Source organism: Streptomyces sp. NPDC054813 (assembly GCF_053611365.1).
In genome coordinates, this window is the sequence record NZ_JBSHAF010000035.1 from 17,190 (window position 1) to 43,594 (window position 26,405).

At 71.2% G+C, this 26,405-nt stretch carries 24 protein-coding genes and 1 tRNA gene; 20 read left to right on the top strand and 5 right to left on the bottom strand.

Annotated features, from left to right (window positions below):
- Positions 1–75: 75 nt before the first annotated feature.
- Together ACWGJB_RS44170 and ACWGJB_RS44175 are read left to right on the top strand one after the other, a co-directional pair.
- On the top strand, positions 76–786 hold the full coding sequence (locus ACWGJB_RS44170; protein ID WP_453385687.1) for a YidC/Oxa1 family membrane protein insertase: 711 nt from the start codon (positions 76–78) through the stop codon (positions 784–786).
- Positions 787–915: 129 nt separating this feature from the next.
- A complete protein-coding gene (locus ACWGJB_RS44175; protein ID WP_453385688.1) occupies positions 916–1,773 on the top strand; it encodes a fumarylacetoacetate hydrolase family protein in 858 nt (285 codons plus the stop codon).
- A 95-nt stretch (positions 1,774–1,868) separates the two neighbouring features.
- On the opposite strand, the gene ACWGJB_RS44180 is transcribed toward ACWGJB_RS44175, so the two are convergent.
- Both ACWGJB_RS44180 and ACWGJB_RS44185 read right to left on the bottom strand, forming a co-directional pair.
- Complete coding sequence (locus tag ACWGJB_RS44180; protein ID WP_453385689.1) at positions 1,869–2,369, bottom strand: heme-degrading domain-containing protein; 501 nt, start codon at positions 2,367–2,369, stop codon at positions 1,869–1,871.
- Positions 2,369–3,439, bottom strand: coding sequence for a Gfo/Idh/MocA family protein (locus ACWGJB_RS44185; RefSeq protein WP_453385690.1), 1,071 nt, complete (start codon positions 3,437–3,439; stop codon positions 2,369–2,371). Before ACWGJB_RS44185 ends, ACWGJB_RS44180 begins: the two co-directional genes overlap by 1 nt.
- A gap of 48 nt (positions 3,440–3,487) precedes the next feature.
- On the opposite strand from ACWGJB_RS44185, the gene ACWGJB_RS44190 reads away from it, so the two are divergent.
- From ACWGJB_RS44190 to ACWGJB_RS44250, 13 genes are all read left to right on the top strand, one after another.
- Positions 3,488–4,606 (top strand): ROK family transcriptional regulator, encoded by a 1,119-nt coding sequence (locus ACWGJB_RS44190; RefSeq protein WP_453385691.1) that lies wholly within the window; start codon positions 3,488–3,490, stop codon positions 4,604–4,606.
- 179 nt (positions 4,607–4,785) lie between these two features.
- Positions 4,786–5,706 carry a hypothetical protein gene (locus ACWGJB_RS44195; RefSeq protein WP_453385692.1) on the top strand — a complete coding sequence of 307 codons (921 nt, stop codon included), beginning with the start codon at positions 4,786–4,788 and terminating at the stop codon, positions 5,704–5,706.
- 148 nt (positions 5,707–5,854) lie between these two features.
- Positions 5,855–6,610, top strand: a complete 756-nt coding sequence (locus ACWGJB_RS44200) for a GntR family transcriptional regulator (RefSeq protein ID WP_453385693.1) — start codon at positions 5,855–5,857, stop codon at positions 6,608–6,610.
- Positions 6,611–6,751: 141 nt separating this feature from the next.
- A complete protein-coding gene (locus ACWGJB_RS44205; protein WP_453385694.1) occupies positions 6,752–7,876 on the top strand; it encodes a TIGR03364 family FAD-dependent oxidoreductase in 1,125 nt (374 codons plus the stop codon).
- A 14-nt stretch (positions 7,877–7,890) separates the two neighbouring features.
- A complete protein-coding gene (locus ACWGJB_RS44210; protein ID WP_453385695.1) occupies positions 7,891–8,583 on the top strand; it encodes a phosphonatase-like hydrolase in 693 nt (230 codons plus the stop codon).
- Complete coding sequence (locus ACWGJB_RS44215) at positions 8,580–9,632, top strand: ABC transporter ATP-binding protein (RefSeq protein ID WP_453385696.1); 1,053 nt, start codon at positions 8,580–8,582, stop codon at positions 9,630–9,632. The genes ACWGJB_RS44210 and ACWGJB_RS44215 overlap by 4 nt, the downstream gene beginning before the upstream one ends.
- Positions 9,595–10,464: a 2-aminoethylphosphonate ABC transporter permease subunit gene (locus ACWGJB_RS44220; protein ID WP_453385697.1), complete on the top strand. Its 870-nt coding sequence runs from the start codon at positions 9,595–9,597 to the stop codon at positions 10,462–10,464. Before ACWGJB_RS44215 ends, ACWGJB_RS44220 begins: the two co-directional genes overlap by 38 nt.
- The gene (locus ACWGJB_RS44225) at positions 10,451–11,248 is read left to right on the top strand and encodes an ABC transporter permease (RefSeq protein WP_453385698.1); all 798 of its coding nucleotides are present in this window, start codon (positions 10,451–10,453) and stop codon (positions 11,246–11,248) included. Before ACWGJB_RS44220 ends, ACWGJB_RS44225 begins: the two co-directional genes overlap by 14 nt.
- A gap of 76 nt (positions 11,249–11,324) precedes the next feature.
- Positions 11,325–12,380, top strand: a complete 1,056-nt coding sequence (locus ACWGJB_RS44230; RefSeq protein ID WP_453385699.1) for a 2-aminoethylphosphonate ABC transporter substrate-binding protein — start codon at positions 11,325–11,327, stop codon at positions 12,378–12,380.
- Positions 12,381–12,520: 140 nt separating this feature from the next.
- A complete protein-coding gene (locus ACWGJB_RS44235) occupies positions 12,521–13,300 on the top strand; it encodes an HAD-IIA family hydrolase (protein WP_453385700.1) in 780 nt (259 codons plus the stop codon).
- 130 nt (positions 13,301–13,430) lie between these two features.
- Positions 13,431–13,997: a hypothetical protein gene (locus ACWGJB_RS44240; protein WP_453385701.1), complete on the top strand. Its 567-nt coding sequence runs from the start codon at positions 13,431–13,433 to the stop codon at positions 13,995–13,997.
- Positions 13,998–14,012: 15 nt separating this feature from the next.
- Positions 14,013–14,684: a class F sortase gene (locus ACWGJB_RS44245; RefSeq protein ID WP_453385702.1), complete on the top strand. Its 672-nt coding sequence runs from the start codon at positions 14,013–14,015 to the stop codon at positions 14,682–14,684.
- A gap of 325 nt (positions 14,685–15,009) precedes the next feature.
- Entirely contained in the window at positions 15,010–16,038 is a 1,029-nt protein-coding gene (locus ACWGJB_RS44250) for a glycoside hydrolase family 6 protein (protein ID WP_453385703.1), read from the top strand.
- Positions 16,039–16,143: 105 nt separating this feature from the next.
- Here the strand turns inward: ACWGJB_RS44250 and ACWGJB_RS44255 are convergent, their stop codons facing one another.
- The 3 genes from ACWGJB_RS44255 to ACWGJB_RS44265 form a co-directional block, all read right to left on the bottom strand.
- Positions 16,144–18,081 (bottom strand): galactose oxidase-like domain-containing protein, encoded by a 1,938-nt coding sequence (locus ACWGJB_RS44255; protein ID WP_453385704.1) that lies wholly within the window; start codon positions 18,079–18,081, stop codon positions 16,144–16,146.
- Complete coding sequence (locus ACWGJB_RS44260) at positions 18,078–20,057, bottom strand: glycosyltransferase family 2 protein (RefSeq protein ID WP_453385705.1); 1,980 nt, start codon at positions 20,055–20,057, stop codon at positions 18,078–18,080. Before ACWGJB_RS44260 ends, ACWGJB_RS44255 begins: the two co-directional genes overlap by 4 nt.
- Before the next feature lie 462 nt (positions 20,058–20,519).
- Positions 20,520–20,593 (bottom strand) — tRNA-Lys (locus tag ACWGJB_RS44265).
- Between the two features lie 186 nt (positions 20,594–20,779).
- Between ACWGJB_RS44265 and ACWGJB_RS44270 the strand changes: the two genes are divergently transcribed.
- The 5 genes from ACWGJB_RS44270 to ACWGJB_RS44290 all read left to right on the top strand — a co-directional run.
- Positions 20,780–22,081 carry a peptidoglycan-binding protein gene (locus ACWGJB_RS44270; protein ID WP_453385706.1) on the top strand — a complete coding sequence of 434 codons (1,302 nt, stop codon included), beginning with the start codon at positions 20,780–20,782 and terminating at the stop codon, positions 22,079–22,081.
- Positions 22,082–22,129: 48 nt separating this feature from the next.
- Positions 22,130–23,260: an SPFH domain-containing protein gene (locus tag ACWGJB_RS44275; RefSeq protein ID WP_453385707.1), complete on the top strand. Its 1,131-nt coding sequence runs from the start codon at positions 22,130–22,132 to the stop codon at positions 23,258–23,260.
- Positions 23,261–23,374: 114 nt separating this feature from the next.
- Complete coding sequence (locus tag ACWGJB_RS44280; RefSeq protein ID WP_453385708.1) at positions 23,375–23,980, top strand: lytic polysaccharide monooxygenase auxiliary activity family 9 protein; 606 nt, start codon at positions 23,375–23,377, stop codon at positions 23,978–23,980.
- Between the two features lie 129 nt (positions 23,981–24,109).
- Positions 24,110–24,607 (top strand): DUF3592 domain-containing protein, encoded by a 498-nt coding sequence (locus ACWGJB_RS44285; protein WP_453385709.1) that lies wholly within the window; start codon positions 24,110–24,112, stop codon positions 24,605–24,607.
- A gap of 132 nt (positions 24,608–24,739) precedes the next feature.
- Positions 24,740–26,405 (top strand): long-chain-fatty-acid--CoA ligase (locus ACWGJB_RS44290; RefSeq protein ID WP_453385710.1); only part of this gene is annotated, 1,666 nt, incomplete at its 3' end.

Consider the following 26,405-nt stretch of genomic DNA (forward strand, 5'->3'; position numbering starts at 1 on the left):
TGTCCTCGCGCGGGTCGTCATGCCGTCCCACCTCTTCACCCACGGCACGACGAGACCCCCGGAGGGCTCCCACCCATGTCCGTTTTCGCTGCCCTGGTCGAGCAACTCGCCGACCTGCTCAAGCCGTTCTTCCACGCCTCCGCGGCCGCCGCCGCGATCGTCCTGTTCACCGCGCTCGTACGACTGCTCGTGCATCCCCTGTCCCGTGCCGCCGCCCGTGGCCAGCGTGCCCGGGCCGCGCTCCAGCCGAGAATCGCGGAGTTGAGGAAGAAGCACGGGAAGGACCAGCAGGCGCTGCAGAAGGCCGTGCTGGAGCTGCACGCGGAGGAGAAGGTGTCCCCGCTGTCCGGCTGTCTGCCCGGACTGCTGCAACTGCCCGCGTTCTTCGTCCTGTACCACCTCTTCTCCAACTCCACGATCGGCGGCCATGACAACGGTTTGCTGAACCACTCGTTGCTGGGTGCCCCGCTCGGCGGCCGGGGAGTCGACGTCCTCGGCGACGGGTTCGGAGCTGCCGGTCCGGTCTATCTGGGGCTGTTCGTCCTGGTCGCCGCCGTCGCCACCTTCACCTTCCTCCGCACCCGGCGGACGGCGGCGGGGGCGGGGGCGGTCCTGAGCGGTGGGGAAGGCGAGCAACTGCCGGGTCTGGGCGCGGTCACCAAGGTCACGCCGTACCTGTCGTACCTCACGCTGTGCACCGTGGCCGTGGTGCCGCTGGCCGCCGCGCTGTATGTGGTGACCAGTACGACGTGGAGTGCCGTCGAGCGCGCTGTGCTCTATCGATGAGGGCGGGGGTACGGTCCAGTACGTGAACAGGGTATTGCCCGCTGCACCCGCATCTTGGAGGATCGGCCAGTCCTCCGATGGCTGCACCCATCGGCCGGGCGCCCGCTATCAAGGGAGATGGTGACGACCATGAAGCTGCTGCGAGTCGGTACGGCGGGAGCGGAGCGGCCCGCTCTGCTCGACGCCGAGGGGGTCCTGCGGGACCTGTCGGGGATCGTCGACGACATCGACGGAGCCCTGCTCGCCGACGGGGCCGCCCTCGGGCGGGTCCGGGCCGCGGCCGACGCCGGCGAACTGCCCGCGCTCGACGCGAACGGGCTGCGGATCGGGCCGCCGCTGGGGAGGATCGGCAAGATCGTGTGCATCGGCCTGAACTACCACGACCACGCCCGCGAGACCGGGGCCGAGCCGCCGGCCGAGCCGGTGATCTTCTTCAAGGCCGCGGACACGGTCGTGGGGCCGAACGACACGGTGCTGGTCCCCCGCGGGTCCGTGAAGACCGACTGGGAGGTCGAACTCGCCGTCGTCATCGGGCGTACGGCCCGTTATCTGGCCGACGACGAGGACCCGCTGGCGTATGTCGCCGGGTACGCCGTCGCGCACGACGTGTCCGAGCGGGAGTTCCAGATCGAGCGGGGCGGCACCTGGGACAAGGGGAAGAACTGCGAGACGTTCAACCCGTTCGGGCCGTGGCTGGTCACGGCGGACGAGGTCGGGGATCCGCAGGAGCTGTCGCTGAAGCTCTGGGTCAACGGGGAGCTGAAGCAGGACGGGACCACCGGCGAGCAGATCTTCTCGGTCGCGGAAGTCGTGCGGTACGTCAGCCGGTTCATGGTGCTCTACCCCGGGGACGTCATCAACACGGGGACTCCGGCGGGGGTCGCGCTGGGGGCGCCCGAGCCGAAGCCGTACCTGCGGGGTGGCGACGTGGTGGAGCTGGAGATCGGTGGGCTCGGTCGTCAGCGGCAGGAGTTCAAAGACGCCTGAGGGGCGAGGGGTGCTCTGCGCGGGCGGGTGCGGCTCCGTCGTGGTTGCTCGCGCGGTTCCCCGCGCCCCTGACGGGGCGCCACAGCTGACGGGGCTTACAGCTCCAGGAACTTTTCCAGCGCCTCCACCACGAAGCGGTGGTCCTGGAGTTGAGGGAGGCCGGAGACCGTCACCGAGCCGATCACGCCCACGTTCTCCACGGTGATCGGGAAGGAGCCGCCGTGGGCCGCGTACGCGTCGGGGTCCAGGCGGGAGGACTCCTCGAACGTCGTGCCCTTGGCCCGGAAGCGGGCTCCCACCAGGTAGGACGCGGAGCCGTAGCGTTCCACCACCCGGCGCTTGCGGATGATCCAGGCGTCGTTGTCGGGGGTGGAGCCGGGCAGGGCCGCGTGGAAGAGCTGCTGGCCGGCGCGGTGGATGTCGATGGCCACCGGGGCCTGGCGCTCCCGTGCCATCTCCACCAGCAGGGAGCCGAGGGCCCACGCGTCGTCGTAGGTGAACTGCCGGAAGACCAGAAGGCGTTCCTGCTTCTCCAGCTCGTCCACCGACGGGGTGAGTTCGGGGGTGGACCGGGGGGTGATCTGCGGGTGGTGCATCAGAGGGTCACCGTCACCTTGTCTCGCGCCGAGCGGCGGGCTGCTTCCAGTACGTCCAGGGCGGCGGCCGCCTCCAGCGCGGTCACCGGGTTGGGGCCTTCGCCCCGCAGGGCCCCGGCCACGGCCGCGTAGTACGCGGGGTAGTCGCCGGGGAGGGTGGGCACGGCACGGCCGCCGCCGGTGAGCGGGGACTCCCCGGCGCCGACCCTGCCGTACAGGGACTCCGGCTCGACACCCCAGCCGGCGCCCGGGCGTTCGCCCTCGCGCAGCGCCGCCTCCTGCGGGTCCAGGCCGTACTTGACGTAACCCGCCTTCGAGCCCAGCACCCGGAAGCGCGGGCCGAGCTGGGCCGCCGTCGCCGAGGCGTAGAGGTGGGAGCGGACGCCGCTCGCGTGGGTGACGGCGATGAAGGTGTCGTCGTCGGTCTCGGCGCCGGCCCGGCGGATGACCGACTCGGCGTACACCTCGGTGGCCGGGCCGAAGAGGACCAGGGCCTGGTCGACGACATGGCTGCCGAGGTCGTAGAGGAGACCTCCGATCTCTGCCGGGTCGCCGGACTCGCGCCAGCCGCCCTTGGGCTGCGGGCGCCAGCGCTCGAAGCGCGACTCGAAGCGCCAGGGGTCGCCGAGTTCGCCCTCCTCGAGGAGGTTGCGCAGGGTCAGGAAGTCGTTGTCCCAGCGGCGGTTCTGGAAGACCGAGAGCAGCAGGCCGTGCTCCTCGGCGAGGGCGGCCAGCTCGCGCGCCTCGGCCGCGGTGCCGGCCACCGGCTTGTCGACCACGACCGGCAGGCCCGCCTTGAGCGCGGTCGTCGCCAGCGGGACGTGCGTCCTGTTCGGGGAGGCGATGACGACCAGGTCGAGGTCGTCGGCGCGGTCGAACAGCTCGTCGGGGGCGGCGACGGTCCGGACCTCGGGGAACTCGGCCTTCGCCTGCGCCTGCCGCTCGGGGTCCGAGGTGACCACCGTGTCCAGGGCGAGGCCCTCGGTGGCGGCGATCAGGGGGGCGTGGAAGACGGATCCGGCGAGGCCGTAGCCGATGAGGCCGACGCGGAGGGGAGTGGCAGCTGTCATGCCTCCCACTTTGGCAACGCTGTTGCCAAAGTGCAAGCGGGAGGGAGAATGAGTGGCGTGAACAGGACGAGGAGCGGACGACCGGGCGCGGCCGGAGCGAATCTGCTCGCCGTGCGCAGTCACAACGCCGCGCTGGTGCTGGACCTGCTGCGCACGGCGGGGGAGGACGGCATCAGCCGGCTCGAACTGGCCGGGCGCACCGGGCTCACCCCGCAGGCGGTCAGCAAGATCACCGCACGGCTGCGCGAGGAGGGCCTCGCGGCGGAGGCCGGGCGGCGCGCGTCCACCGGGGGCAAGCCGGCCACCGTGCTGCGCCTGGTGCCGGAGGCCGCGCACGCGGTGGGGCTGCAGCTCGACCGGGACGAGCTGCGTGCCGTACTGGTCGACCTCGACGGCACGGTCGTCGGCGAACGCCAGGGGGAGCTGGACCTGGGCGCGGGGGCGGCGGCCGTGCTGGGGGCCGCCGCCGAGCTGGTCGGCGAGCTGCGTGAGGAGGTGCCCGAAGAGGTCCTCGGGGTCGGCGTCGCGGCGCCCGGGCCGCTCGACCACATCCACGGTGTGCTGCACCGGGTCACCGGGTTCCCCGAGTGGGACGGCTTCCCGCTGCGGGACGCGCTCGCGGAGCGGCTCGGGGTGCCGGTCGTCGTCGACAAGGACAGCAACGCGGCCGCCCTCGGACTCGCCGTCGGCGGCGAGGGCGGCTCCTTCGCCTATCTGCACCTCGGTACGGGCCTCGGCGCCGGGCTGGTGATCGGCGACAGCGTGCACCGGGGGGCGCGGACCGGAGCGGGGGAGTTCGGGCACCAGGTCATCCAGCTGGACGGGCCTGCGTGCCACTGCGGCAACCGGGGCTGCATCGAGGCGCTGTGCCTGGCCGCGGTGGGCCGCGCGGACCCGGACGAGGCGGCGCGGGTGCTGGGTGCCGGGGCCGCGAACCTGGCCGCGCTGCTCGACATCGACCTCGTGCTGCTCGGCGGCCGTACGGTCGCGGCCGCCCCGGAGACCTTCGTCCACGGGGTCGCCGCCGTCCTCGACGCCCGCGCCCGCCGGGAGGGCAGCCTGGGCACGACCGTCCCCGTCCGGCTCGCCCCCGGCAGCGACCGGCGGGTCGCGGAGGGCGCAGCCCAGCTGCTGCTCGCCCCGCTGTTCGGCCGCGCGGACGTTTGACCGCGGGCGGCTTACGGCGGGCGGCGGGCGGTTTACGCCGGACGGGTTACGGCAGCGGGCAGCGGGCGGCGGACGGCAGGGGGGACAGGCGGGGCAGGGGGCTGATCGAGCGGAGTTGGTGTGCTTTCGCGGAGTGGCACTGGCCCGGTCCCGGTGGTGCCCGGCATGATCACATGATCATGCGACTGAGCACGTCCCTGTCCCTCTGCGTGGCCGCAGCCGCCGTTCTCGCCCCCGTGCCGTCGGCGACGGCCGCGCCCATGTCGTCGTCGGCGACCACCGCCCCCGCCGACGCCTCCTGCGCGGGCGCCGACGAGCAGGGCTTCCCCCTCGCCACCCGTATCCACGACGGCCCCTCGTCCTACGAGGCCGGCGGCGGTTACGGCACCTGGTACCTGGACCTCACCAACACCACCGGGCGCACCTGTACCGACGTCCACCCGGTCGTCGTCCTCGTCGACGACAAACGGGCCCTGAAGCCGTCCCAGGCCGAGCTGGAGTTCTACGACGGCCCGCGCACCCGCCCGGTCCCACTGACGGAGACCGACGAGTCCGAGCTGGTCGGCGTGTTCGACGGGGACGGCTTCCCGGGGCTCACGGTGGCGCCCGGGGCGACCGTCTCGGTCAAGGTCAGACTCGCCGTCACCTCCGACGCCGGGCCGAACGCGGTCACGGCCAACGCGGCCGTCGTGCAGCGGCGGGGGTCGGACGGCGACTGGGTGGGGGAGTCGAACGACTACCGCTTCGGCATCGGCGGCGAACCACCGCCCGCGAGCGTCGCCCCCGCCGTGCCCTCCATCGGCGCGGAGGTCGGCCCGGGGATCTCCCCGGGGGCCTCCGCGCAGACCAGTCCGCACGCCAGCCCCGGCAGCAGCCCCGGTGCCAGCCCGGGGCCGACCCCTGGGGTCACCCCTGAGGGCACCTCCACCGCCTCCCCGGGCAGCGCCCTGCCCTACGCCACAGAGGCCGAGGAGGCCGGGGAACGGGCCCGCGAACTGGCCGGTACCGGCCTCGGCGCGGCCCGCGGGCTGCTCCCGGCCGCCGTCGCCCTGCTCGCTGTAGGGGGCAGCGCGTTCCTGCTGGCCCGCAGACGGCGGTGAGCGGTGTCCCGCGACCCCCTGGGCTCCATGACCCCTGGCCCCACGCCCCTTGGTCCCACGTCCCTTGGTCCCACGCCCCTTGGTCCGACTCCCCTTGGTCCGACTCCCCCTGTCCGGCGATGAAAGCGCCGTCTGCGAACATCCCTCCGTGGACTACCCGAACGACCAGGCCCCCGGCGCCCCCGTCCGCTCCGGCATCCCCGAGCACGGCCGTATCCCGAAGTACTACGCGGTGAAGGCGCAGATCGATCGTCTCGTCGGCGATCTGGGGGAGGGCCATGTCATCCCCACCGAGCGCGATCTGTCGGAGGCGTACGGCGTCGCCCGCGAGACCGTACGGCAGGCGCTGCGCGAGCTGGTGCTGGAGGGCAAGCTGCGCCGGCAGGGGCGTGGCACGGTCGTCGCCGGACCCAAGCTGGAGCAGCCGCTCTCCCTCGCCAGCTACACCGAAGGCGTACGGAGGCAGGGGCGCACCCCCGGCCGTGGCCTGGTCACGCTCGACCGCTTCCCCTGCCCGGCCGCCCTCGCCGCCGAGACCGGCCTCGAACGCGGCGAGCCCGTCTGGCACCTGGAGCGCGTGCTGCTCGCCGACGACGAGCGGGTCGGCCTGGAGAGTACCTATGTCGCCGTGGCCCGGGTGCCGCAGCTCGACACCGACTTCGAGCCCGACTCCTCCTTCTACGGCTACCTGCACGAGAAGGGCATCGCCTTCGGGGACGCCGACGAGCGCATCGAGACCGTGCTGGCCACCCCGCGCGAGGCCCTCCTCATCGGCACCCCGCCGGCCCTGCCGATGCTGCTGATCCACCGGGTGTCGCGGGACACCGAGGGGCGGCCGCTGGAGCGGGTGCGGTCGCTGTACCGAGGAGACCGGTTCTCCTTCACGGCCCATCTGCGCGGCTGAAAAGTATCGATTTGGGGCGCTTCAGATCGCCTCCGGGTATCACGAACAGATAACAGGTCTAGCCCAAACGTGATGACCAGTTCACGCTCTCGTTGTCAGCCGGTCCATTCCGGTTCCCCAGTCGCGAGGAGCGTGGCGGTCGTGAGAGTGACAGTCGTCGGAGCAGGCGTGGTGGGCACCATGCACGCCTGGCAGGCAGTGGAACGCGGCCACGAGGTCGTGCAGATCGAGCGCGAGGCCGAGGCCCGCGGCGCCTCGCTGCGCAACTTCGGGCAGATCTGGGTGAGTGGGCGCGCGGGCGGAGCGGAGCTCGAAACCGCGCTGCGGGCCCGGGAGCTGTGGGAGGAGATCGGCGGCCGGGTACCCGCGCTCGGCTTCCGCGCCAACGGGTCGCTGACCCCGGTGCGCGGCGCGTACGAACTCGCCGTCGCCGAGGCCGCCGTGGCCCGCGCGGACGCGGCCGCCCGTGGCCACAAGCTGCTCACGGCCCCCGAGGCCCGCGCCCTGAACCCCGCCCTTCGCGGCGCTTTCGACGCCGCCCTGTACTGCGAGCGGGACGCGGCCGTCGAGCCGCGCACCGCCCAGCTCGCCCTCCGCGCCGAGCTGCTGAAGTCCCCGAACTACACCTTCCTGCCGGGCCGTGAGGTCCGCGAGGTGACCGGCCCCGGGACGGTCCGCGACGACCACGGCGACATCCACCACGCCGACACCGTCGTCCTGTGCACCGGCGCCTGGCTCGGCGGCCTCGTCCGCGAGCTGGCCGGACCCGATCTGCCGGTGCGCCGGGTCCGCCTCCAGATGATGCAGACCGACCCGCTCGGCGAACCCCTCCCCACCTCGGTCGCCGACGCCGACAGCTTCCGCTACTACCCGGCATACGCCTCCCCGGCCCTGGACGCCCTCAACGCCGGCCGGCCGCAGCCGGAGACCGCGGCCGTGCACCGTATGCAGCTGCTCATGGTGCAGCGCGCCGACGGCGGGCTGACCATCGGCGACACCCACGAGTACGAGCACCCCTTCGCCTTCGACACCGTCGAGGAGCCCTACGAGCACCTCACCGGGGTCGTCGAGTCCCTCCTCGGCCGGCCGCTGCCGCGCATCCGGCACCGCTGGGCCGGGGTGTACGCGCAGTGCACCGACACCACCCGGGTGGTGCACCGGCAGGAGCTGGCCGACGGGGTGTGGCTGGTCACCGGGCCCGGCGGGCGCGGCATGACCTGCTCGCCCGCGATAGCCGAGACCACCGCGAACGAACTGGGCTGGTGAGAGAGATGGCAGACATGGCTGAGACGAACCACATGGCTGAGACGGCCGAGGACATCCGACTCGTCGTGCTCGACATGGCCGGTACGACCGTCGCCGACGGCGGGCTCGTCGAGCAGGCGTTCACGGCAGCCGCCCGCCATCTGGGCGCGGACCCCGACCAGATGATCGACTACGTCCGCGCCACCATGGGCGAGTCCAAGATCTCCGTCTTCCGGCACCTGTTCGGAGAGGAGGCCAAGGCCCAGGAGGCCAACCGGGCCTTCGAGGCGGCCTACGCCGAACTCGTCGACGGCGGCAGGGTGCACGCCCTGCCCGGCGCCCGCGAGACCATCGAGCAGCTCCGGGCGGACGGCCGTACCGTCGTCCTCACCACCGGGTTCGCCCGCGCCACCCAGGACGCGATCCTCGCCGCCCTCGGCTGGCAGGACCTGGTGCCGCTCACCCTGTGCCCCGCCGACGCCGGGGGCCGCGGGCGGCCGTACCCCGACATGGTCCTCACCGCGCTGCTGCGCACGGCCGCCGCCGACGACGTCCGTCAGGTCGCCGTCGTCGGCGACACCTCCTACGACATGCTCACCGGCGTCCGGGCCGGCGCGGGCCTGGTCGCCGGGGTGCTGACCGGCGCGCACGGCGCGGACGCGCTGCGGGCGGCCGGGGCGACCCAGGTGCTCGACTCGGTCGCGGGCTTGCCGGGAGTGCTCGCATGACCAGCGGTATCCGCTTCGACTCCGTCACGGTCGCCTACGACGGGAACGTCGTCCTCGACTCCCTCGACCTCACCGTCGCGCCCGGCGAGGTGATGGCCCTGCTCGGGCCGTCCGGCTCCGGCAAGACCACCGCGCTGCGGGCGGTCGCCGGGTTCGTACGGCCCGTCTCCGGGCGGGTGTTCCTCGGCGACCGTGACGTCACCGACCTGCCGCCGTACCGGCGGGGGATCGGGATGGTCGTCCAGCAGTACGCGCTCTTCCCGCACCTGCGGGTCGCCGACAACGTGGCCTTCGGGCTCAAGGCCCGCAGGACGCCCAAAGGCGAGACCCGTGAACGGGTCGCCGAGGCACTGGAGATGACCGGGATGGCGGCGTACGCGCGCCGCTATCCGCGGGAGCTGTCCGGCGGGCAGCAGCAGCGGGTCGCCATCGCGCGGGCGCTGGCCATCCGGCCGGAGGTGCTGTTGCTGGACGAGCCGCTGTCCGCGCTCGACGCGCAGCTGCGGTCCGGGTTGCTCGCGGAGCTGGCCCGGCTGCACCGGGAGTTGCCCGACGTGTCGATCCTCTACGTCACCCACGACCAGGTCGAGGCGTTGACGCTGGCTGACCGGATCGCGGTGATGGACCGGGCGCGGCTGCGGGCGTGCGGGACGCCGGCCGAGCTGTACCGGGCGCCCGCCGACGAGTTCACGGCGTCCTTCGTGGGCGGGGCGAACCTGCTGCCGGTGACCGTGGGGGCGGGAGGTGTCGACTTCGCGGGGGCCGCGGTGAAGGTGGATACGGCGGGGGCCGTCTCCGGGGCTCGGGCCACGTTGTGTGTGCGGCCGCATCTGGTGGGGCTGGGGCAGGGGCCCAATCAACTCGCTGGTGTCGTGCGGGAGATCCAGTGGCGGGGGGCCACGCATCGGCTGTATGTCGAGGTGGGTGGGCAGGTGGTGATGGCGGATCTGCGGGAGTTGCGGGATCCGCCGGGGTTCGGGGATGAAGTGGCGTTGCATTTCGCTTCGGAGGATGCGGTGTTGCTGCCTGCGGGGGTTGGCCGTGACTGATGTCGTGCCTCGGCCGCGGGTGGTTCGTGGCTGGTCGCGCCGTGCCCCGCGCCCCTGTCGGGGCGCGTTGGTCCTGCCGCCAGTTGCCCTGCTCGCCCTCTTCTTTCTTTACCCGCTCGCCCTCGTCGTCCAGCAGTCCGTGCGGCCCGACACCGGGGGGACGTCCCTCCAGCCCTACGCGGACGTCTTCGCCTCCCAGTCGTTTCGCAACGCTCTCTGGACCACCGTCTGGATCGCCGTCTCCTCCACCGCCGGGTGCATGGTCCTCGGCTTCGTGCTCGCCCTCGTCATCGCCTTCATCCCCTTCCCCGGGGCCAAGGCCGTCGCCCGCTTCATCGACGTCTACCTCTCCTTCCCCTCCTTCCTCATCACCCTCGCCCTGCTCTTCATCTACGGCACGACCGGGATCATCGGGTCCTTCCAGTTCCTGACCACCCCCTGGGGGGTGCTGCTGGCCGAGGTCACCTACTTCACGCCGTTCGTGATGCGGCCGCTGCTCGCCGCGTTCTCGCAGCTCGACACCGCGCAGCTGGAGGCGGCGTCGAGCCTGGGGGCGCGGGCGCCCCGGATCGTGCGGCAGGTGATCCTCCCCGAGGCGCTGCCCGCGCTCGCCGCCGGCGGGAGCCTGGTGCTGGTGCTGTGCCTCAACGAGTTCGGGATCGTGCTGTTCACCGGCGCCAAGGGGGTCACCACCCTCCCGATGCTCGTCTACAGCAAGGCGATCCTGGAGTCCGACTACCCGGGCGCCTGTGTCGTCGCCGTCGTCAACGTCCTGATCTCCGTAGGTCTCTACGGCCTCTACCGGATGGTGAGCCGTCGTGCTGGTGCATAGCCGCAAGGCCAGGTGGGCGGTGTGGGCGGTGTTCCTCGTCCTGTTCCTGCCGCTCTTCGCCCTCCCTCTGCTCGTCGTCCTCGGCGCCTCCTTCGCCACCCACTGGTCCGGCGTCCTGCCCTCGGGGGCGACCGTCGGCAACTTCCGTTCCGCCACCCGCGGTGACGCCCTCCAGGCGCTCACCACCAGCCTCGTCACCGCCGTCACCGCGAGTCTGCTCGCGCTCGCCGTCGGCACCTGGGCCGCGCTCGCCGCCCACGCCCTCGGCAGGCGCCGCAAGGCCCTGGTCGACGCCCTGTTCGTGCTGCCGGTCGCCGTGCCGTCGGTGGTGGTCGGGCTGTCGCTCCTGGTGGCCTTCTCCAAGCCGCCGATGCTGCTCAACGGCACCCGGTGGATCGTGATCCTCGCCCACACCGTGCTGGTGACCGCCTTCGCCTACCAGTCGGTGTCGGCCGCCATCACCCGTCTCGACCCGGCGTACGAACAGGCCGCCGCCTCCCTGGGCGCCCGGCCCGCCCAGGTGCTCTGGCGGGTCAGGCTGCCGCTCCTCCTGCCCTCCCTCACCGCCGCCGCCGGCCTCTGCTTCGCCCTCTCCATGGGTGAGCTGAGCGCCACGATGATGCTCTATCCACCCGACTGGACCCCGCTTCCCGTCCTGATCTACTCGGCCACCGACCGCGGCGCCCTGTTCGCCGGCTCCGCCCTCGCGGTGGTCCTCATGGCGGCGACCCTGATCGCCCTGTTCGCCGTCTCCCGCGTCCGCAACCGCGCTTCGTACCGCTGATGACTGATCACTAATGACTGATCGCTGATCACTGTTCGCTGATCCAGAACCCCTTACGCAAGGAGTCAGCCTCGCCATGCCCAGAAACACGCTCAAGATCGCCGTAGCCGTCTCCCTCCTGGCCACCCCGCTGCTCTCCGCCTGCGGCGGCTCCTCGGCCGCCGCCGACGAGAAGGTCGTCACCGTCTACAGCGCCGACGGCCTCAAGGGTGAGAACAACGACGGCTGGTACGACAAGGTCTTCGCCGACTTCCAGAAGCAGACCGGCATCAAGGTCAAGTACGTCGAGGGCGGCTCCGGCGAGGTGGTGCAGCGCGCCCTGCGGGAGAAGAGCAACACGCAGGCCGACGTCCTGGTCACCCTCCCGCCCTTCGTCCAGCAGGCCGACAGCAAGGGCCTGCTGCAGAAGTACGAGCCGAAGGACTCCGAGCTGGTCAGCGGTGCCGACAAGGCAGTCGACGGCACCTGGACCTCCGTCGTCAACAACTACTTCGGCTTCGTCTACAACAAGAAGGAGCTGAAGCAGGCCCCGACCACCTGGGAGGAGCTGCTCGGCGGCACGTACAAGAACAAGCTCCAGTACTCCACGCCCGGTGTCGCCGGTGACGGAACCGCCGTACTGATCAAGGCCGTCCACGACTTCGGCGGCGAGCAGCAGGCGCTGGACTACCTGAAGAAGCTCCAGGCCAACAACGTCGGCCCGTCCGCCTCCACCGGCAAGCTCGCCCCCAAGGTGGACAAGGGCGAACTGCTGGTCGCCAACGGCGACGTCCAGATGAACTACGCCCAGTCCAGGACCATGCCCAATCTGGGCATCTGGTTCCCGGCCGCCCAGGGCGGCAAGCCCACCACCTTCGCGCTGCCCTACGCGGCCGGGCTGCTCACGGGCGCCCCGCACACCGAGAACGGCAAGAAGCTCCTCGACTTCATGCTCGCGCGCAAGCAGCAGCAGGAGGTCAGCTCGATCGGCGGCGGCTTCAGCGCCCGTACCGACGTCAAGGCCGTGGACGCCAACGCCATCGCGCTGACCAAGCTGATGGACGGCGTCGACATCTTCTCGCCGGACTGGAACGACATCGACAAGAACCTCACGTCATACGTCGAGGCCTGGAAGTCCGCCACCGGCAGCTGAGCCTTTCGGCCCGAGGCGACGGACGGGGTCGCGTTCACGCAGTCCTGACTAGGCTGGGGGCGTCGGTACGCCGTGGTTCCGGCGCCCCCAGTTCCCGCATGACCGCATGTACGCCATCCGCACGCCAGGAGACGCACCACATGGCAGACCGCAAGCCCATCGAGTCATGGCTCACCGACATGGACGGGGTCCTCATCCACGAGGGCGTCCCGATCCCCGGAGCGGACGCCTTCCTGAAGAAGCTGCGGGAGTCCGAGAAGCCCTTCCTGGTCCTCACCAACAACTCCATCTACACCGCCCGTGACCTGCACGCACGGCTGCGCCGGATGGGCCTGGACGTGCCGGTGGACAACATCTGGACCTCGGCCCTGGCCACCGCCCAGTTCCTGGACGACCAGCGGCCCGGCGGCAGCGCCTACGTCATCGGCGAGGCCGGCCTGACCACCGCGCTGCACGACATCGGGTACATCCTCACCGACCACGAACCCGACTTCGTGATCCTCGGCGAGACCCGCACCTATTCCTTCGAGGCGCTCACCAAGGCCGTGCGCCTGATCAACGACGGCGCCCGGTTCATCGCCACCAACCCCGACAACGTCGGTCCGTCCGTCGAGGGCGACCTGCCCGCGACCGGCTCGGTCGCCGCGCTGATCACCGCCGCGACCGGCAAGGAGCCGTACTTCGTCGGCAAGCCCAACCCGCTGATGATGCGGGCCGGGCTGAACGCGATCGGCGGCCACTCGGAGACCTCCGCGATGATCGGCGACCGGATGGACACCGACGTCCTCGCGGGCCTGGAGGCCGGGATGCGCACCTTCCTGGTGCTTTCCGGCGTCACCCAGCCGGACGACGTCGACCGCTACCCGTTCCGCCCCTCCCAGGTCGTGGACTCGATCGCGGACCTCGTCGACCGGATCTGAACCGCGGTCCGAGCCGCGTCCGACCGGTCGGGCACCAAACCCGATCTCACTCGTACGGAGCAACAAGGCGCCCCCCGAGGATGCGGGGGCGCCCGGTGCGGGGGAGCCTCCAAATATCTGGAGGTTCACGATGGGCTCACTTCGCCTCACTCTCTGTACCGGACTCCTGGCCTGCGCAGCCGGCCTCTCCCCGACGGCAGCCCATGCGGCGGACGGCCAGGGAGTCACCGTGACCCCGGCCTCACCGGCCCCGGGCTCCGTCGTGGCGCTGCGGGTGAGCGGCTGCTCCGGTACGACCGGCACCGCCTCCTCGGCGGCCTTCGTCTCGGACGCCGGGCTCGGCGGCTACGACGGCACCCTGACCGGCCAGAGCCAGGTCCGCTCCACCATCGGCGCCGGCACCTACGACGTGAAGGTCACCTGCGCCGGCACCGTCGTCAGCGGCACCGTCACCGTCGTAGGGCAGTCGTCCCTCACGCAGTCCCAGGCCGGGCAGCCGGACGGGTCCGGCGTGCTGCCCGCCACACCGGTCGCGCCCGTGCACGCGGGCGGCGGCGGCACCGCCCCGCTCGCCTCGGTCGACCCCCGCTCGACCGGTCCCGATACCGCGCAGGCGGTCACCGGTCTCGTTCTCGCCGGGTTCGCCGCGGCCGCCGTCGGGATGCTGGGCGCCCGGCGGAGCCGCGGCTCACGCTGAGGAGACAGCACGACAATGTCCGACGACGACACCGAACGACCCGCCGGCACCGGGCGGCTGCTGACCGGCGTGGCCTGGGCGATCCTGCTGCTCGGGCTGTGGCTGTGGGGCCGCGGGGTGACCGAGGTGCCCGACGGCATATCCGGCCCCACCACGGGTGACGTGGCCGCGGTCGGCCGCCCCGCAGGCGCCGAACTCCCGCCCGCCGCGAAGCCGTTGGACTCGGCCCCGCCCGAGCGCATCGACATCCCGGACCTGGGCGTGCAGGCCCCCGTGGTCGCCCGCGGCCTAGACGGCAAGGGCGGGATCGACCCACCGCCCTTCGACCAGCCCGGCGTGGTCGGCTGGTACGGCTCCGGCACCGAACCGGGCGCCGCCGGCACCGCGCTCCTGGTCGGGCACGTCGACACCGAGACCCGGCCCGCGGTCTTCTACAAGATCAGCGCCCTGCGCCCCGGCGAGACGATCCGCGTGGTCCGCGCCGACGGCACGGTCGCCGAGTTCACCATCGACGACGTACGGGTGCTGCCCCGCGACCACTTCGACGCCCAACAGGCCTACGGTGCCCGCGAGTCGGGCCGCGCCGAACTCCGGCTGATCACCTGCGGCGGCACCTTCGACCGGACCACCCACAACTACACGGCGAACGTGGTCGTCTCGGCGTACCTCACCGGAACCGCCGTATAGAAGCCGCACCGGACGCACCTGGCCCGGTCGGCGGTCCGCTCCCCTGAGACCGCCGGCCGGGCCGGTCCTCGACCGCGCGCGCCCGGGCTGCGGGAGTAACCCGGGCGCGGGCGCGGGAGGCTGGGAAGGCCGGCGGGGCCGGGCCGCCCGCAAGCGACTCTAGAGGGGAACCCGCGCCCGGGCCTAGGTTCGCGCTCGCCGAGCCTCCTCTCCACCCGTCGACCCGGGCTGTAACAGCTCACCGACAAGGCTGGGCGATCTCGTGGCGAGTGCGGTGGGTATGTCACGATTGGGGCCTGGCCATGTGCACCCAGGGGGGAATTGGATGTACGACAGCAGGGGGGCCCGGCCGCCGGCCTGGACATGGGCGCTGGGAGCGGTGCTGCTGCTCGCCGGCTGCTCCTCGGGCACCGGCGGCGACGACCGGCCGGACACCACGGATCCGGGCACGGCGATCACCCAACAGCCCAAGGGGGCCGACCCGTTCTGGGTGAACCCCGACTCCAACGCGGCCCGTCAGGTGAAGGCCTACGCGAAGGCCGGCAAGGACACCGACGCCGGGCAGATCCGCAAGATAGCGCAACAGCCGACCGGTGAGTGGATCGGCCCGGAGAACCCGGAGCAGGAGGCACGCGGTTTCACCCAGGCCGCGCAGAGGTCCGACCGCACGGCCCTGTTGGTCCTCTACAACATCCCGCACCGCGACTGCGGCCAGTACAGCCAGGGCGGCGCGGCCGACGGCGACGCGTACCGGGCGTGGATCGACGGGGTCGCCCGTGGCATCCAGGACCGCCCCGCGACCGTCGTCCTCGAACCGGACGCCGTACTGCACCTCGTCGACGGCTGCACCCAGGCCCGGTTCGCCGAGGAACGCTACGACCTGCTGCGCTCCGCGATCACCAGGCTCAAGTCCCTCAAGAACACGAAGGTCTACCTGGACGCCGGGAACGCCGGCTGGGGCCACCCCGACCAGATCTACCAGCCCCTCCGACAGGCGGGCATCACGGAGGCGGACGGCTTCGCGGTCAACGTCTCCAACTTCTACTCCACCCAGGACTCCATCACCTACGGCAAGCAACTCTCGGAGAAGGTGGGCAACAAACACTTCGTCATCGACACCAGCAGAAACGGCAACGGCCCCTACACGGACGGCGATCCGGCCGAGCGGTGGTGCAACCCGCCGGGCCGGACCCTGGGAGAAACCCCGACCACAAAGACGGCAGACCCCTTGGCAGACGCCTACCTGTGGGTAAAACGCCCAGGCGAATCAGACGGCACCTGCAAGGGCGGCCCCCAGGCTGGCAATTGGTGGCCCACCTACGCCTTGAAACTGGCGCAAGGGTCAAAGACCTAGGGGCGCGGGGCGCTGTCCATATGCGGCTCCGCCGCGTGGGCGCGACCAGCCACAGCGCTCCCGCACGCAAAGGAAATACGTGCGGGAGCGCCACGGCACAAAGAGCTACGGCACCTTCACCCACCGCGCCTCACTCGGCGTCCCCTGATCGTCGTCCACGAACACCATGTACCACCCCGACGGCACCAGGTTCCGGTTCCTCGGTACCGTCACCGTGATCCGGTCCCCCGACGTCGTGAAGTCCAGCGCGACAGAGCGCTGGTCCACATCCGTCACATGCGTGGTCGCACTCGGCCGGATCAACCGCACCTTCTTGATGGTCGAGGCGTGCTGGGACGTGAACGTCCCCGACCCGCCCCGGGCGATGGTCCCCGGCCCTCCGCTCAGCGACGGCCGTGAGTCCCGGTAGAGATACGGCGGTGTGTAGATCTCGATCCGCTGCTCGAAGACTCCCGGTTTGGTGTTGGCCTTGTCCGCGTACAGCGGGTTGGATCCGAAGAACATGACCCGGCCGTCGGGCAGCAGGATCGACCCGGAGTGGTAGTCCCGCCCCACCAGCGGGTCGGCCACCCGCTTGAAGGAGTTCGTGGCGGTGTCGTAGATCCGCGCCTGCCTGATGTCGGAGTCGCCGCGCCCCCGGTAGTCCTCGGAGCCGCCCGACACCAGCACGGAGTCGTCCGGCAGCACCGAGATCTGCGGATACCGCGTCCCCTTCTCCAGCGTGGGCCCGTCCACGAACCTCGGCTCGGCGGCCTTCAGGTCGATCAGCCGCGTCCGGTTCGTGGACAGCTCGGACTCGCCGACCCCACCGCCGCCGACGACCATGTACTTCTCGTCCTGCGCCGGCGGCAGCAGCACGGTCCCGGAGGTCTCCAGCATGTTCGGATCGCTGAGCCCGGCCAGTTTCGTGAACCGGTTGGTGTCCACGTCCCAGATCCCGGGGTCGCGCCCGACGTCGTCCGGGCCGTACCCGGCGTTGGAGCCGGAGTAGAAGAGCTTGCCGTTCTGCAGCAGGAACAGTGCGGGATAGGTCGGGAACTGGCGCTTGTACTTGGTGTACGTCCATTTCTTCGTCGCCGGGTCGAAGACCTCGTTCTTGCCCGGCACCAGCTGCCCGATGTCGTCGAGCCCGGAGACGCTGAGGACCTTGCCGTCCGAGAGTGTGGTGAGCGTCGGGTACCAGCGGGCCTCGTTCATCGGGTCGACCTTGATGTACTTCTCGGCGACCGGATCGAATTCGTAGGCGTTCTTGATGCCTTCGAAGTCCCGCTTGTCCATGCCGAGTTTGTTGGCGATGCCGTAGGTGTTGCGGGCGTCGGCGCCGGTCAGTCCCTCGATGCCGTAGTTGTCCTGGGTGCCGGTCTCGTACCGGGTGCCCTCCTTCGGCGCCTCGACGACGACCCGCGCGTAACCGGGGTTGTTCCGCAGGAACCTGCCGGTCTTCCTGTCGAAGACCTTGGTCGCGCGCGGGATCAGCACCGAGTCGTCGGAGAGGAACGTCCGGCCGTTCCCCTTGCCGGTGAACCGGGTGCCCTGGGGCAGGGTCATCGGTTTGTCGGGGTTCTCGTTGTAGAGGATCATGACGCCGCCGGCCTTCTTGACGTCGCCCTTGAGCTTCTCGTACTGCTTGGTGCCACCGGCGATCAGGATGTCGCCGTTGGCGAGCTGGGTGTGGCCGGTGCAGAACAGGTCGGCCGGGGTGGGCACCTTCTTGATCGTGCCCTTGACCGGGTCCCAGATCCGGCTGTCGTAGATCTTTGCGTCGAAGTTGTCCTGGTTGTTGCCCGAGCCCGCGACCAGCAGCACCTTTCCGGTGTGCAGGAGTACCGCGTGGATGGTGTCCTGGCGGTACTCCTTCGGGAACTCGATGACGTCCCAGTGGCCGTTCTCGGCCTTGTACTCCGGTCTGTTGATCTTGTACTGGTGGTATTCCTCGGTCCCGAAGCGGTACACCCACGGCCCGTTCATCCCGGCCAGGGCGAGCACCACCACCGTGCCGATCGCGAGACGACGAGCCCGGCGGCCGCCGGCACTGTCGGTCATTCCTTATTTCCCCCCAGCCCACCGAGCGCGATCCGCATGGTCTCCTCCGGGTTCCCGCCGCCGCCCGCGGGTGCCCAGCTGGGCCGCTGCTGCGGGGCGTGTGCCGCGCGGGTGTAGCCGGGCGGTACCGCGTCCTCCGGCTCGGCGGCGACCGCGGATGTCCTGCTCTCCTTGCGCAGCGTGTACTGCCAGGCGAAGATCGGGGCCGCCGTGATGAGCAGCGCCAGCGTCGCCCAGGTGAGCATCGCCGGGTGCGAGTGGCCGCCGACGAAACCGGCGGCGAGCGAGCCGCCGAAGACCAGGATGAAGAACCAGTGGATGCGGAACGTGCCGAACAGCGTGTCCGGGCTGGCCGACTCGCCCTTGGGCGTGACCACGAACCTGCTCTTGCGGCGCAGCACGGCGTCCATCAGCGAGCGGGCGTAGATCGGCGCGGACAGCGCCGACATCACCATGCCGGCCACCCCGCCGGAGCCCTCCGGTTCGTGCGGGGAGACGTTGTGCCGCCGGTTCCAGATGTACAGGCCGATCTGGAGCGCGGAGGCGTTGCCGTAGAGCATCAGCCACACGGTGGGGTCGATGTTCACACCCGAGGCGCCCAGGCCCAGGAACAGCGCGCAGCTCAGGGCCGCGAGGATCCAGTTGAGGGCGGACATCGGGTAGAAGATGATCATCATCGTGTAGTTGAAGAACTTGCCCGGCGACAGCGTGAACAGGCCCTTCCAGTACTGCTTGAGGATCGTTTCGTAGGTCCCCCGGGACCAGCGCAGCTGCTGGGTGAAGAAGTCGGTCCAGGCGTTCGGGCCCTCGCCGACCGCGAGCACGTCCGGGGTGTACACCGAGCGCCACTTCTTCCCCGTCGCCGGGTTCCTGGTGCGGTGGATCTCGAAGCCGGTGGCCATGTCCTCGGTGATCGAGTCGTACAGGCCGCCGATCTGCTGGAGCGCCCTGATCCGTACGGCGTTGGAGGTGCCGACGAACATGGGCGCGCCGTAGCGGTTGCCGGCGCGCTGGATCAGGGCGTGGAAGAGGAACTGCTGGGACTCGGCGGCCTTGGTGATGGGGTTGTCGTAGTTGCCGTACACCTGCGGGCCGATGACGAAGCCGACGTCCGGGTCGCGGAAGTAGCCCAGCATCCGCTCCAGGTAGTTGGGCAGCGGGACGTGGTCGGTGTCGACGGAGGCGAAGAAGTCGTACTCGTCGCCGTGCGCCTCCAGCCAGGCGTTGTAGTTGCCGTGCTTGGTCTTCGCCCGGTGCGGGCCCTTGGGCCGGTTCCACTTCTCGACGCCCTTGCGGGTGAAGTGGTGCACGCCCAGGCGCGCACAGACCTGCTTCACCTCCGGATCGTCGCCCTCGTCGAGCAGCCAGATGTGCAGCAGCCCCCGGTGGCGCAGCCGGACCGCCGCCTCCAGGGTCCGGGTGACCATGTCCAGCGGCTCCTTGCCGGGCACGAACGTGGTGATGAACGCGACCCGGGTGCCGGTCTCCGGGACCACCGGGACCGGGTCGCGGGCCACCAGGGTGGCGTGTGCGTTGGACAGCACGTTCATGCAGCGGAAGAACTCGATCAGGCCGATCGACACGAGCATCACGATGTCGAGGGCCGGCAGGAAGTCGTAGGCCGGGTAGTCGCGCTGGGTCCAGTGCTCGGGCTGCAGCAGCCAGGTCAGCAGGACCAGCGAGAGCAGCGGGGCGGCGCCCAGCATCAGGGCCGCGCGCAGGCGGTGCGGTTCCTGGGAGAGCAGTGAGCGGTACTGCACTTTGTACGGTGTGCTCGGATCTGGCTGGGTGAGGGGGCCCGCGAGCCTGCTGTAGTGCTCGTAGTCGTATCTGGGCAGTGTTTTCTTGATCCGGCGCAGGGCGCCGGTGGTGCCTCGGTGTGCGGGTACGCGGAGCTGTGTGGTCTGTGACGGGTCGTATGGCTGTGACGGGTCGTGTTCCTGTTCCTGCCGGGCGCCCGTCGGCGTCGACGTCATGAGTCATCCCCCCACACGCGCAGGTCAGCGCGTGTCTGTCGGTCCCACCGCCCGGTCGGATCCCCCTCGATCAGGCCGGGCGCGTCAATGGCGGGGCACAGTCGTTCCACAGACATGGACACGGACCGTGACCGTCCGGTTGCATGATGCCCCCCTCGGCATCGATTCGTGACCGGGGCCCCTCAACCCCGCAGATCCGGCAACCGGTTACCTACCCCCCAAGTGCCGCGAATCATCGGCACTTTGGACATCCAGGGTTCTACGGTGCCGAGCATGATCGCAAGAGCGAAACATGGTGTTTACCGGTCATAGGTGTTCATTGTGGAACCTGTGGTGATTGTGTGGATCGACCGTGTCGGTAGTTGACATAACGGTGCACATGGTTCCGAAGTGGCCTCGTGCGGCCGGTGGGGTGTACGCCGGAAGGCCCCCCGCTGCTGCGGAGGGCCTTCCGGGTGTCTGTGCGCCGCCAGGGACTCGAACCCCGGACCCGCTGATTAAGAGTCAGCTGCTCTAACCAACTGAGCTAGCGGCGCGTGCTGACAGCGAGAACTCTACCCGACGGAGGGTGGTGCTCCCGACCGGCGGCCATCAGGGGGACCCCCGTCCGCCCCCTGCCGTACATCATTCGGACCGTCAGCATGCGCACCGGGGCGACAGTTGGGAAACTGATCAATGTGCACAGTCCCGGACATATCAACATGAAGTGTGAGGGGGATCGCATGCCGGCCCCGGTATTCGAGGAATTCGACCCCGCGAACGACTGCGAATGCCCCGGATGCGTCCACTGGCGGCGGGTCGGCCCGTACCCGCTGCCCGGGCGTTTCGGCGGGCACCCGGCCGCCCGGGGCGTCCTGGTCGTGGCCGCAGCCGCGTCCGCCGCCCTCGCCGCGAGCACCCCGACGGCCGCCGCCCACAGCACCCCGCCCTCCCCCCACCGGCCCGTCGCCCCCGCGGACGGCGAGCCCGACACCCCGCAGGGCGCCAAGTCCCCCCTGCACGGCCCCGGCGGCAAGCCCGTCCACGGCCCCGTCACCACGCCCGCCATCACCCGCACGGAGATCATCAACCGGGCCAAGATCTGGGTCACCGCCAAGGTGCCGTACAGCATGTCCCTCTACTGGACGGACGGATACCGGCAGGACTGCTCCGGCTATGTCTCGATGGCCTGGAAGCTGACCGGGAACGAGTGGACGGGCAGCCTCGACCAGTTCGGCACGAAGATCACCAAGGAAGAGCTGCAGCCCGGCGACATCCTGCTCTTCCACAACCCGGACAACCCCGAGAAGGGCTCCCACGTCGTGCTCTTCGGCGGCTGGACGGACTACACGCACACCGCTTACACGGCGTACGAGCAGACACCCCCGCACGCCCGCCGCCAGTCCACGCCCTACGCCTACTGGAGCAACTCCGCCAAGTACGTCCCCTACCGCTACAAGGGCCTGATCGCGGACCCTGCTACGGCCGGCGCCCAGGCCGGGAAGACGGCGGTGCCGTTCCCCGGCGCGGCCTACTTCGGCCCGGGCGCCGACAACAAGTACGTCACCCTGCTCGGCCGGCTGCTCATCGCCCGGGGCGGCGGCGGCCACTACGCCAAGGGCCCGGGGCCGGTCTGGGGCACCGCGGACCAGCAGGCGACCCGGGCCTTCCAGCTCGCCCAGGGCTGGACCGGCGCCGCCGCCGACGGCCTGCCCGGCCCGGGCACCTGGGAACTCCTCGCCACCGGCAAGGGCAAGGACATCAAGCCCGCCGTCACGGCCACGCCCGTCCCCGCCTCGCACGGGGTCCCCGGCTACCCCGGCAAGAACTACTTCCGTCCGGGCGCCGCCAACGACTACGTCACCCGGCTCGGCAGACAGCTGATCAAGAAGGGCTTCGGCCGTTTCTACGCCGAGGGCCCGGGCCCGGCCTGGGGCGAGGCCGACCGCAGGGCCGTCGAGGCGTTCCAGCGCACCCAGGGCTGGCGCGGCGGCGCGGCCGACGGCTACCCGGGGCCGGAGACCTGGCGCCGTCTGTTCCTGTAACGACCCGACGATCACGTGACGCATCTGGCGCGGAGGCTGGAGGCAGGCATGAGTACGACGACCGCACACACCCCTGAATCGGACGACCCCCTGGACGGCGGGCCGCCCACCCGGCCCGTCCCCCGGCTGATCCAGAACGAGGCCACCACCGAGATCCCGGTCCATCTGCTGTTCCGCGACGACCCCGACCCGGTCTCGGTCCCGCTGAAGCCCGCCGTGGTCGGCCGCCGGCAGGGCACCGGCGAACAGCCCCGGCTGCGCCGCCCGGCCCCGGCCAAGCCGCGGCCGGTCGCCGCCGTCGACCCCGAACTGGTGGAGCGCCCCGCCCGGGTGCTGCCCGGTGCGGCCGGGGTGGCCGCCGGGCTGGCCGGAACGGCCGGGGGCCTCGCCACTTCGTGGTGGGCCGGAGTGCTGCCCCCGCTCGCGGTGCACGCGCTGCGCCTTCCGGCGTACGCGGGCGCGGGACTCGGCCCGGCGCAGTGGGCCGCGTGCGCCGGAGCCGGCGCGCTCGGCCTGTTCGGCTTCGCCGGTCTCGCCCGCGGGGCGACCGGACGGGCCTGGGTGCTCGGCCTGTTCGGCCGCTACCGGGGGACGGTGCGGCGCACCGGCCTGCTCTGGGTCAACCCGCTGCTGCTGCGCCGCCGCGTCGACGTCCGGCTGCGGCACTGGCGCAGCGAGGAGATGCCGGCGGCGGACGGCAACGGGGTCGCGCTGCGGGTCGTCGTCCTGGTGGTGTGGCGGGTGCGGGACACCGCGCGGGCGGTGCTCGGTCTCGACGACCACGAGACGTATTTGCGGGAGTGCGTGGAGGCGGCGCTGGCCCGGGTGCCGGTGGAGGTGCCGGGCCGGACGCGGGGCTCGGTGGAGATGGCCGCCGACGCGCTGACCCGGCTGGTGGCGAAGGACGCGGGTGGGATCGGCCTGGAGGTGTTCTCCGTGCAGCCGGTCCGGGTGGAGTACGCCCCGGAGGTCGCCGCGGCCATGCACCGGCGCCGGATCGCCGCGCTCGACGCCCAGCAGCGGTCCGGGATGCTCGCCTCCGTCGTGGACTCCGTCGAGGACACGGTGACCCGGCTGACCATGCGCGGCCTGGTCGAACTCGACGACTACGAGCGCAAGGTGCTGGTGCGGGACCTGACGGTGGCGTTCTGCTCGGGACGCTCCGACTCCGCGCCCTGACGCGCAGGGATGGGTCGTTGATATGGACACGGTCAACTGATGGCAATAATCTGAGACTTGGTCTAGACCTGCACGGCTCACAGAACCTCCCCCACGTTCTCCAGGAGCGGCAGCATGCGTAAACGGACCAAGATCTCGGCCGTCGTGCTCGGTGTGGCGACCGCCGGAGCCTTCGCGCTCTCCACCGGCGGTGCCAGCGGGCACGGCTACACCGACCTCCCCATCAGCAGGCAGAAGCTCTGCGCCAACGGCACCGTGACCAACTGCGGTGACATCCAGTACGAGCCGCAGAGCGTCGAGGGCCCGAAGGGCTTCCCGGCGGCCGGCCCGGCCGACGGCCAGCTCTGCAACGGCGGGCTGAGCAGGTTCGCCCAGCTCAGCTCGCCCAAGACCCCCGCGGGCGCGGCCTGGCCGACGACCAAGGTGACGGGCGGTCAGTCGTACACCTTCCGCTGGCAGTTCACCGCCATGCACGCCACGACCGACTTCAAGTACTACGTCACCAAGCAGGGCTGGAACCAGAACCACGCCCTCGCCCGTTCGGACCTCAACACCACCCCGTTCCTCACCGTCCCCTACAACGGCCAGCGCCCGCCGGCCACCCTCAGCCACAGCGGCACCCTGCCGACGGGGCTGAGCGGTCACCACGTGATCCTGGCGGTCTGGACGATCGCCGACACGGGCAACGCGTTCTACGCCTGTTCAGACGTCACGTTCTGACCGGCGTCGTTCGACGACTGGGTAACATCCGGCTGATCTGAGCTTCGCTTGAGGACCCGCCGCAGGTCGCAGGGGTACGTTCCCGCCACGCCGGTCGGTCGGACCGGTGTTCGGAACCGGGGGACTGTCATGGGCCTGCTGCAAGCGTTCTTCTACATCATTCCCGGCATCTTCGTCGTCGTCGGGGTGTACGGGGTGATCAGAACACTGAAGCGGTCACGCCAGATCAGCCGGGCGTGGCGTCACGGCCGTACGGCCGAGGCGCGCTGTCTGCGGTCGTACACGACGACCAGCGGCGGCAGCGGGGACACGTCCGTGACGACCACGCTGCATCACGTGTTCGAGTTCACCACGGCCGAGGGGCGGACCGTCCGCATCGACGAGACGAACGGGCCGTCGACCGTCGTCGAGGGTGACTTCGTGACGGTGTACTACCTGCCGGAGACCCCGGAGAAGGCGACGGCACAGCCGCCCGCGCAGGGGAAGCTGGCCGCGGAGACCGGGTGCCTCCTGGTGTTCTTCCTGGTCTTCATCGGGTTTGCGGTGGCCTTCATGATCGGGGCGCACTTCGCCTTCTCGGACGGGGGGACGGGACCGGAGCCGGGGACGGTGGACTGGACTCCGTGAGTGCCGGTGAGGCCGTGGACCTCCGCGGGCCGGTGCGGGCTCGTCACGCCCACGCGGCGGTAGCCGCGAATCGATGCAGCCCCGCGCCCCTGGGGTATCGATCTGACGGAGTGTCAACTAATCTGCCTCTTCATGGCCTTCGAAGGGCGCACGATCGCCGAAGCAGTCGCTGCCCGATGGGGTGACCACCGGCCGGGGCTGTGGTTCGAGGAGCAGGTGCTGACGCATCACGAGGTGGCCGGCGGCGCCGCCGCCCGCGCGGCCCTGCTGCGGGATCTGCTGCCGCCCGGTGCCGTGCCCCATGTGGGCGTGCTGCTCGACAACACCCCGGAGTTCCCGCTCTGGCTGGGCGCCGCCGCGCTCGCCGGGGCGGCTGTCGCCGGGGTCAACCCGACTCGGCGCGGAGCCGAGCTCGCGCGGGACATCCGGCACACCGAGTGCCCGGTGCTGGTCACCGAGCGGGCCCATCTGCCGCTGCTCGGCGGGCTCGAACTGCGCGGCGTGCGCCTCCTGGTCACCGACGATCCGGCGTACGGCGCACTCCTCGCGCCCTACCTCGGCGCCTTCCCGGACGCCTCGCGGGCCGCCCCCGGCGACCGGATCCTGCTCTACTTCACCTCCGGTTCCACCGGCGCCCCCAAGGCCGCCCTCTGCTCCCAGGGCAGGCTCGCGGCGGCCGGGCGGTCGCTCGCCGGACAGTTCGGGGTCGGGCCCGACGACGTGCACTACATCTGCATGCCGATGTTCCACGGCAACGCCGTGATCGCCGACTGGGCTCCCGCGCTGACGGCGGGCGCCGGGGTGGCGTTACGGCGGCGGTTCTCGGCGTCGGGATTCCTGGCCGACGTACGGCGCTACCGGGCGACCTACTTCACCTATGTCGGCCGAGCGGTGCAGTACATCCTGGCCACCGAGCCACGTGCCCACGACCGGGACAATCCGCTGCGGCTCGGCTTCGGCACGGAGGCCGGGGCGGTGGACGCGGCCGCCTTCGAGGAGCGGTTCGGGGTGCGGCTGGTCGAGGGGTACGGGTCGTCGGAGGGCGGGGCCGCGATCCAGTGGTCGCCGGGGACGCCCGGCGGGGCGGTGGGGCGGGCCGCGCCCGGTCTGGTCGTACTCGACCAGGAGACGGGGGCGGAGTGCCCGGCCGCGGTCTTCGACTCGGGGGGCCGGCTGCTCAACGGGGAGCAGGCGATAGGGGAGCTGGTGAACCGGGCGCCGAACCCCTTCGAGGGGTACTGGCGCAACCCGGAGGCGGAGGCCGAGCGGCGCCGGGGAGGCTGGTACTGGACCGGGGATCTCTTCTACCGGGACGGGGACGGCTATCTGTACTTCGCGGGGCGTACCGACGACCGGATCCGGGTGGACGGGGAGAACCTGGCCGCCGCGATGATCGAGAACATCGTGGCGCGGTACGAGGGCGCGGACGCCGTCGCCGTGTACGGGGTGCCGGACCCGGTGACCGGGGACCAGGTGATGGCGACCGTCGCCGGGCGGTTCGAGCCGTTGGACTTCGCCGAGTTCCTGCTGGCCCAGCCCGACCTGGGGACGAAGATGGCGCCCCGGTTCGTGCGGGTGGTGGAGCGGATGCCGGTGACGGCGACCAACAAGATCCAGCGGGCCGCGCTGCGGCGGGAGGGGGTGCGGTGTGCCGACCCGGTGTGGTGGCGGCCGCCGGGTGAGCAGACCTACCGCAGACTGACCGCCGAGGACGCCCGCGGTTGGCCCCCCACCCCCACCGCGGCGGCGCGCGGGGGGGGGGGGGTGGGTGGCGCCCCACCCCCCCCGGGGGGGGCCG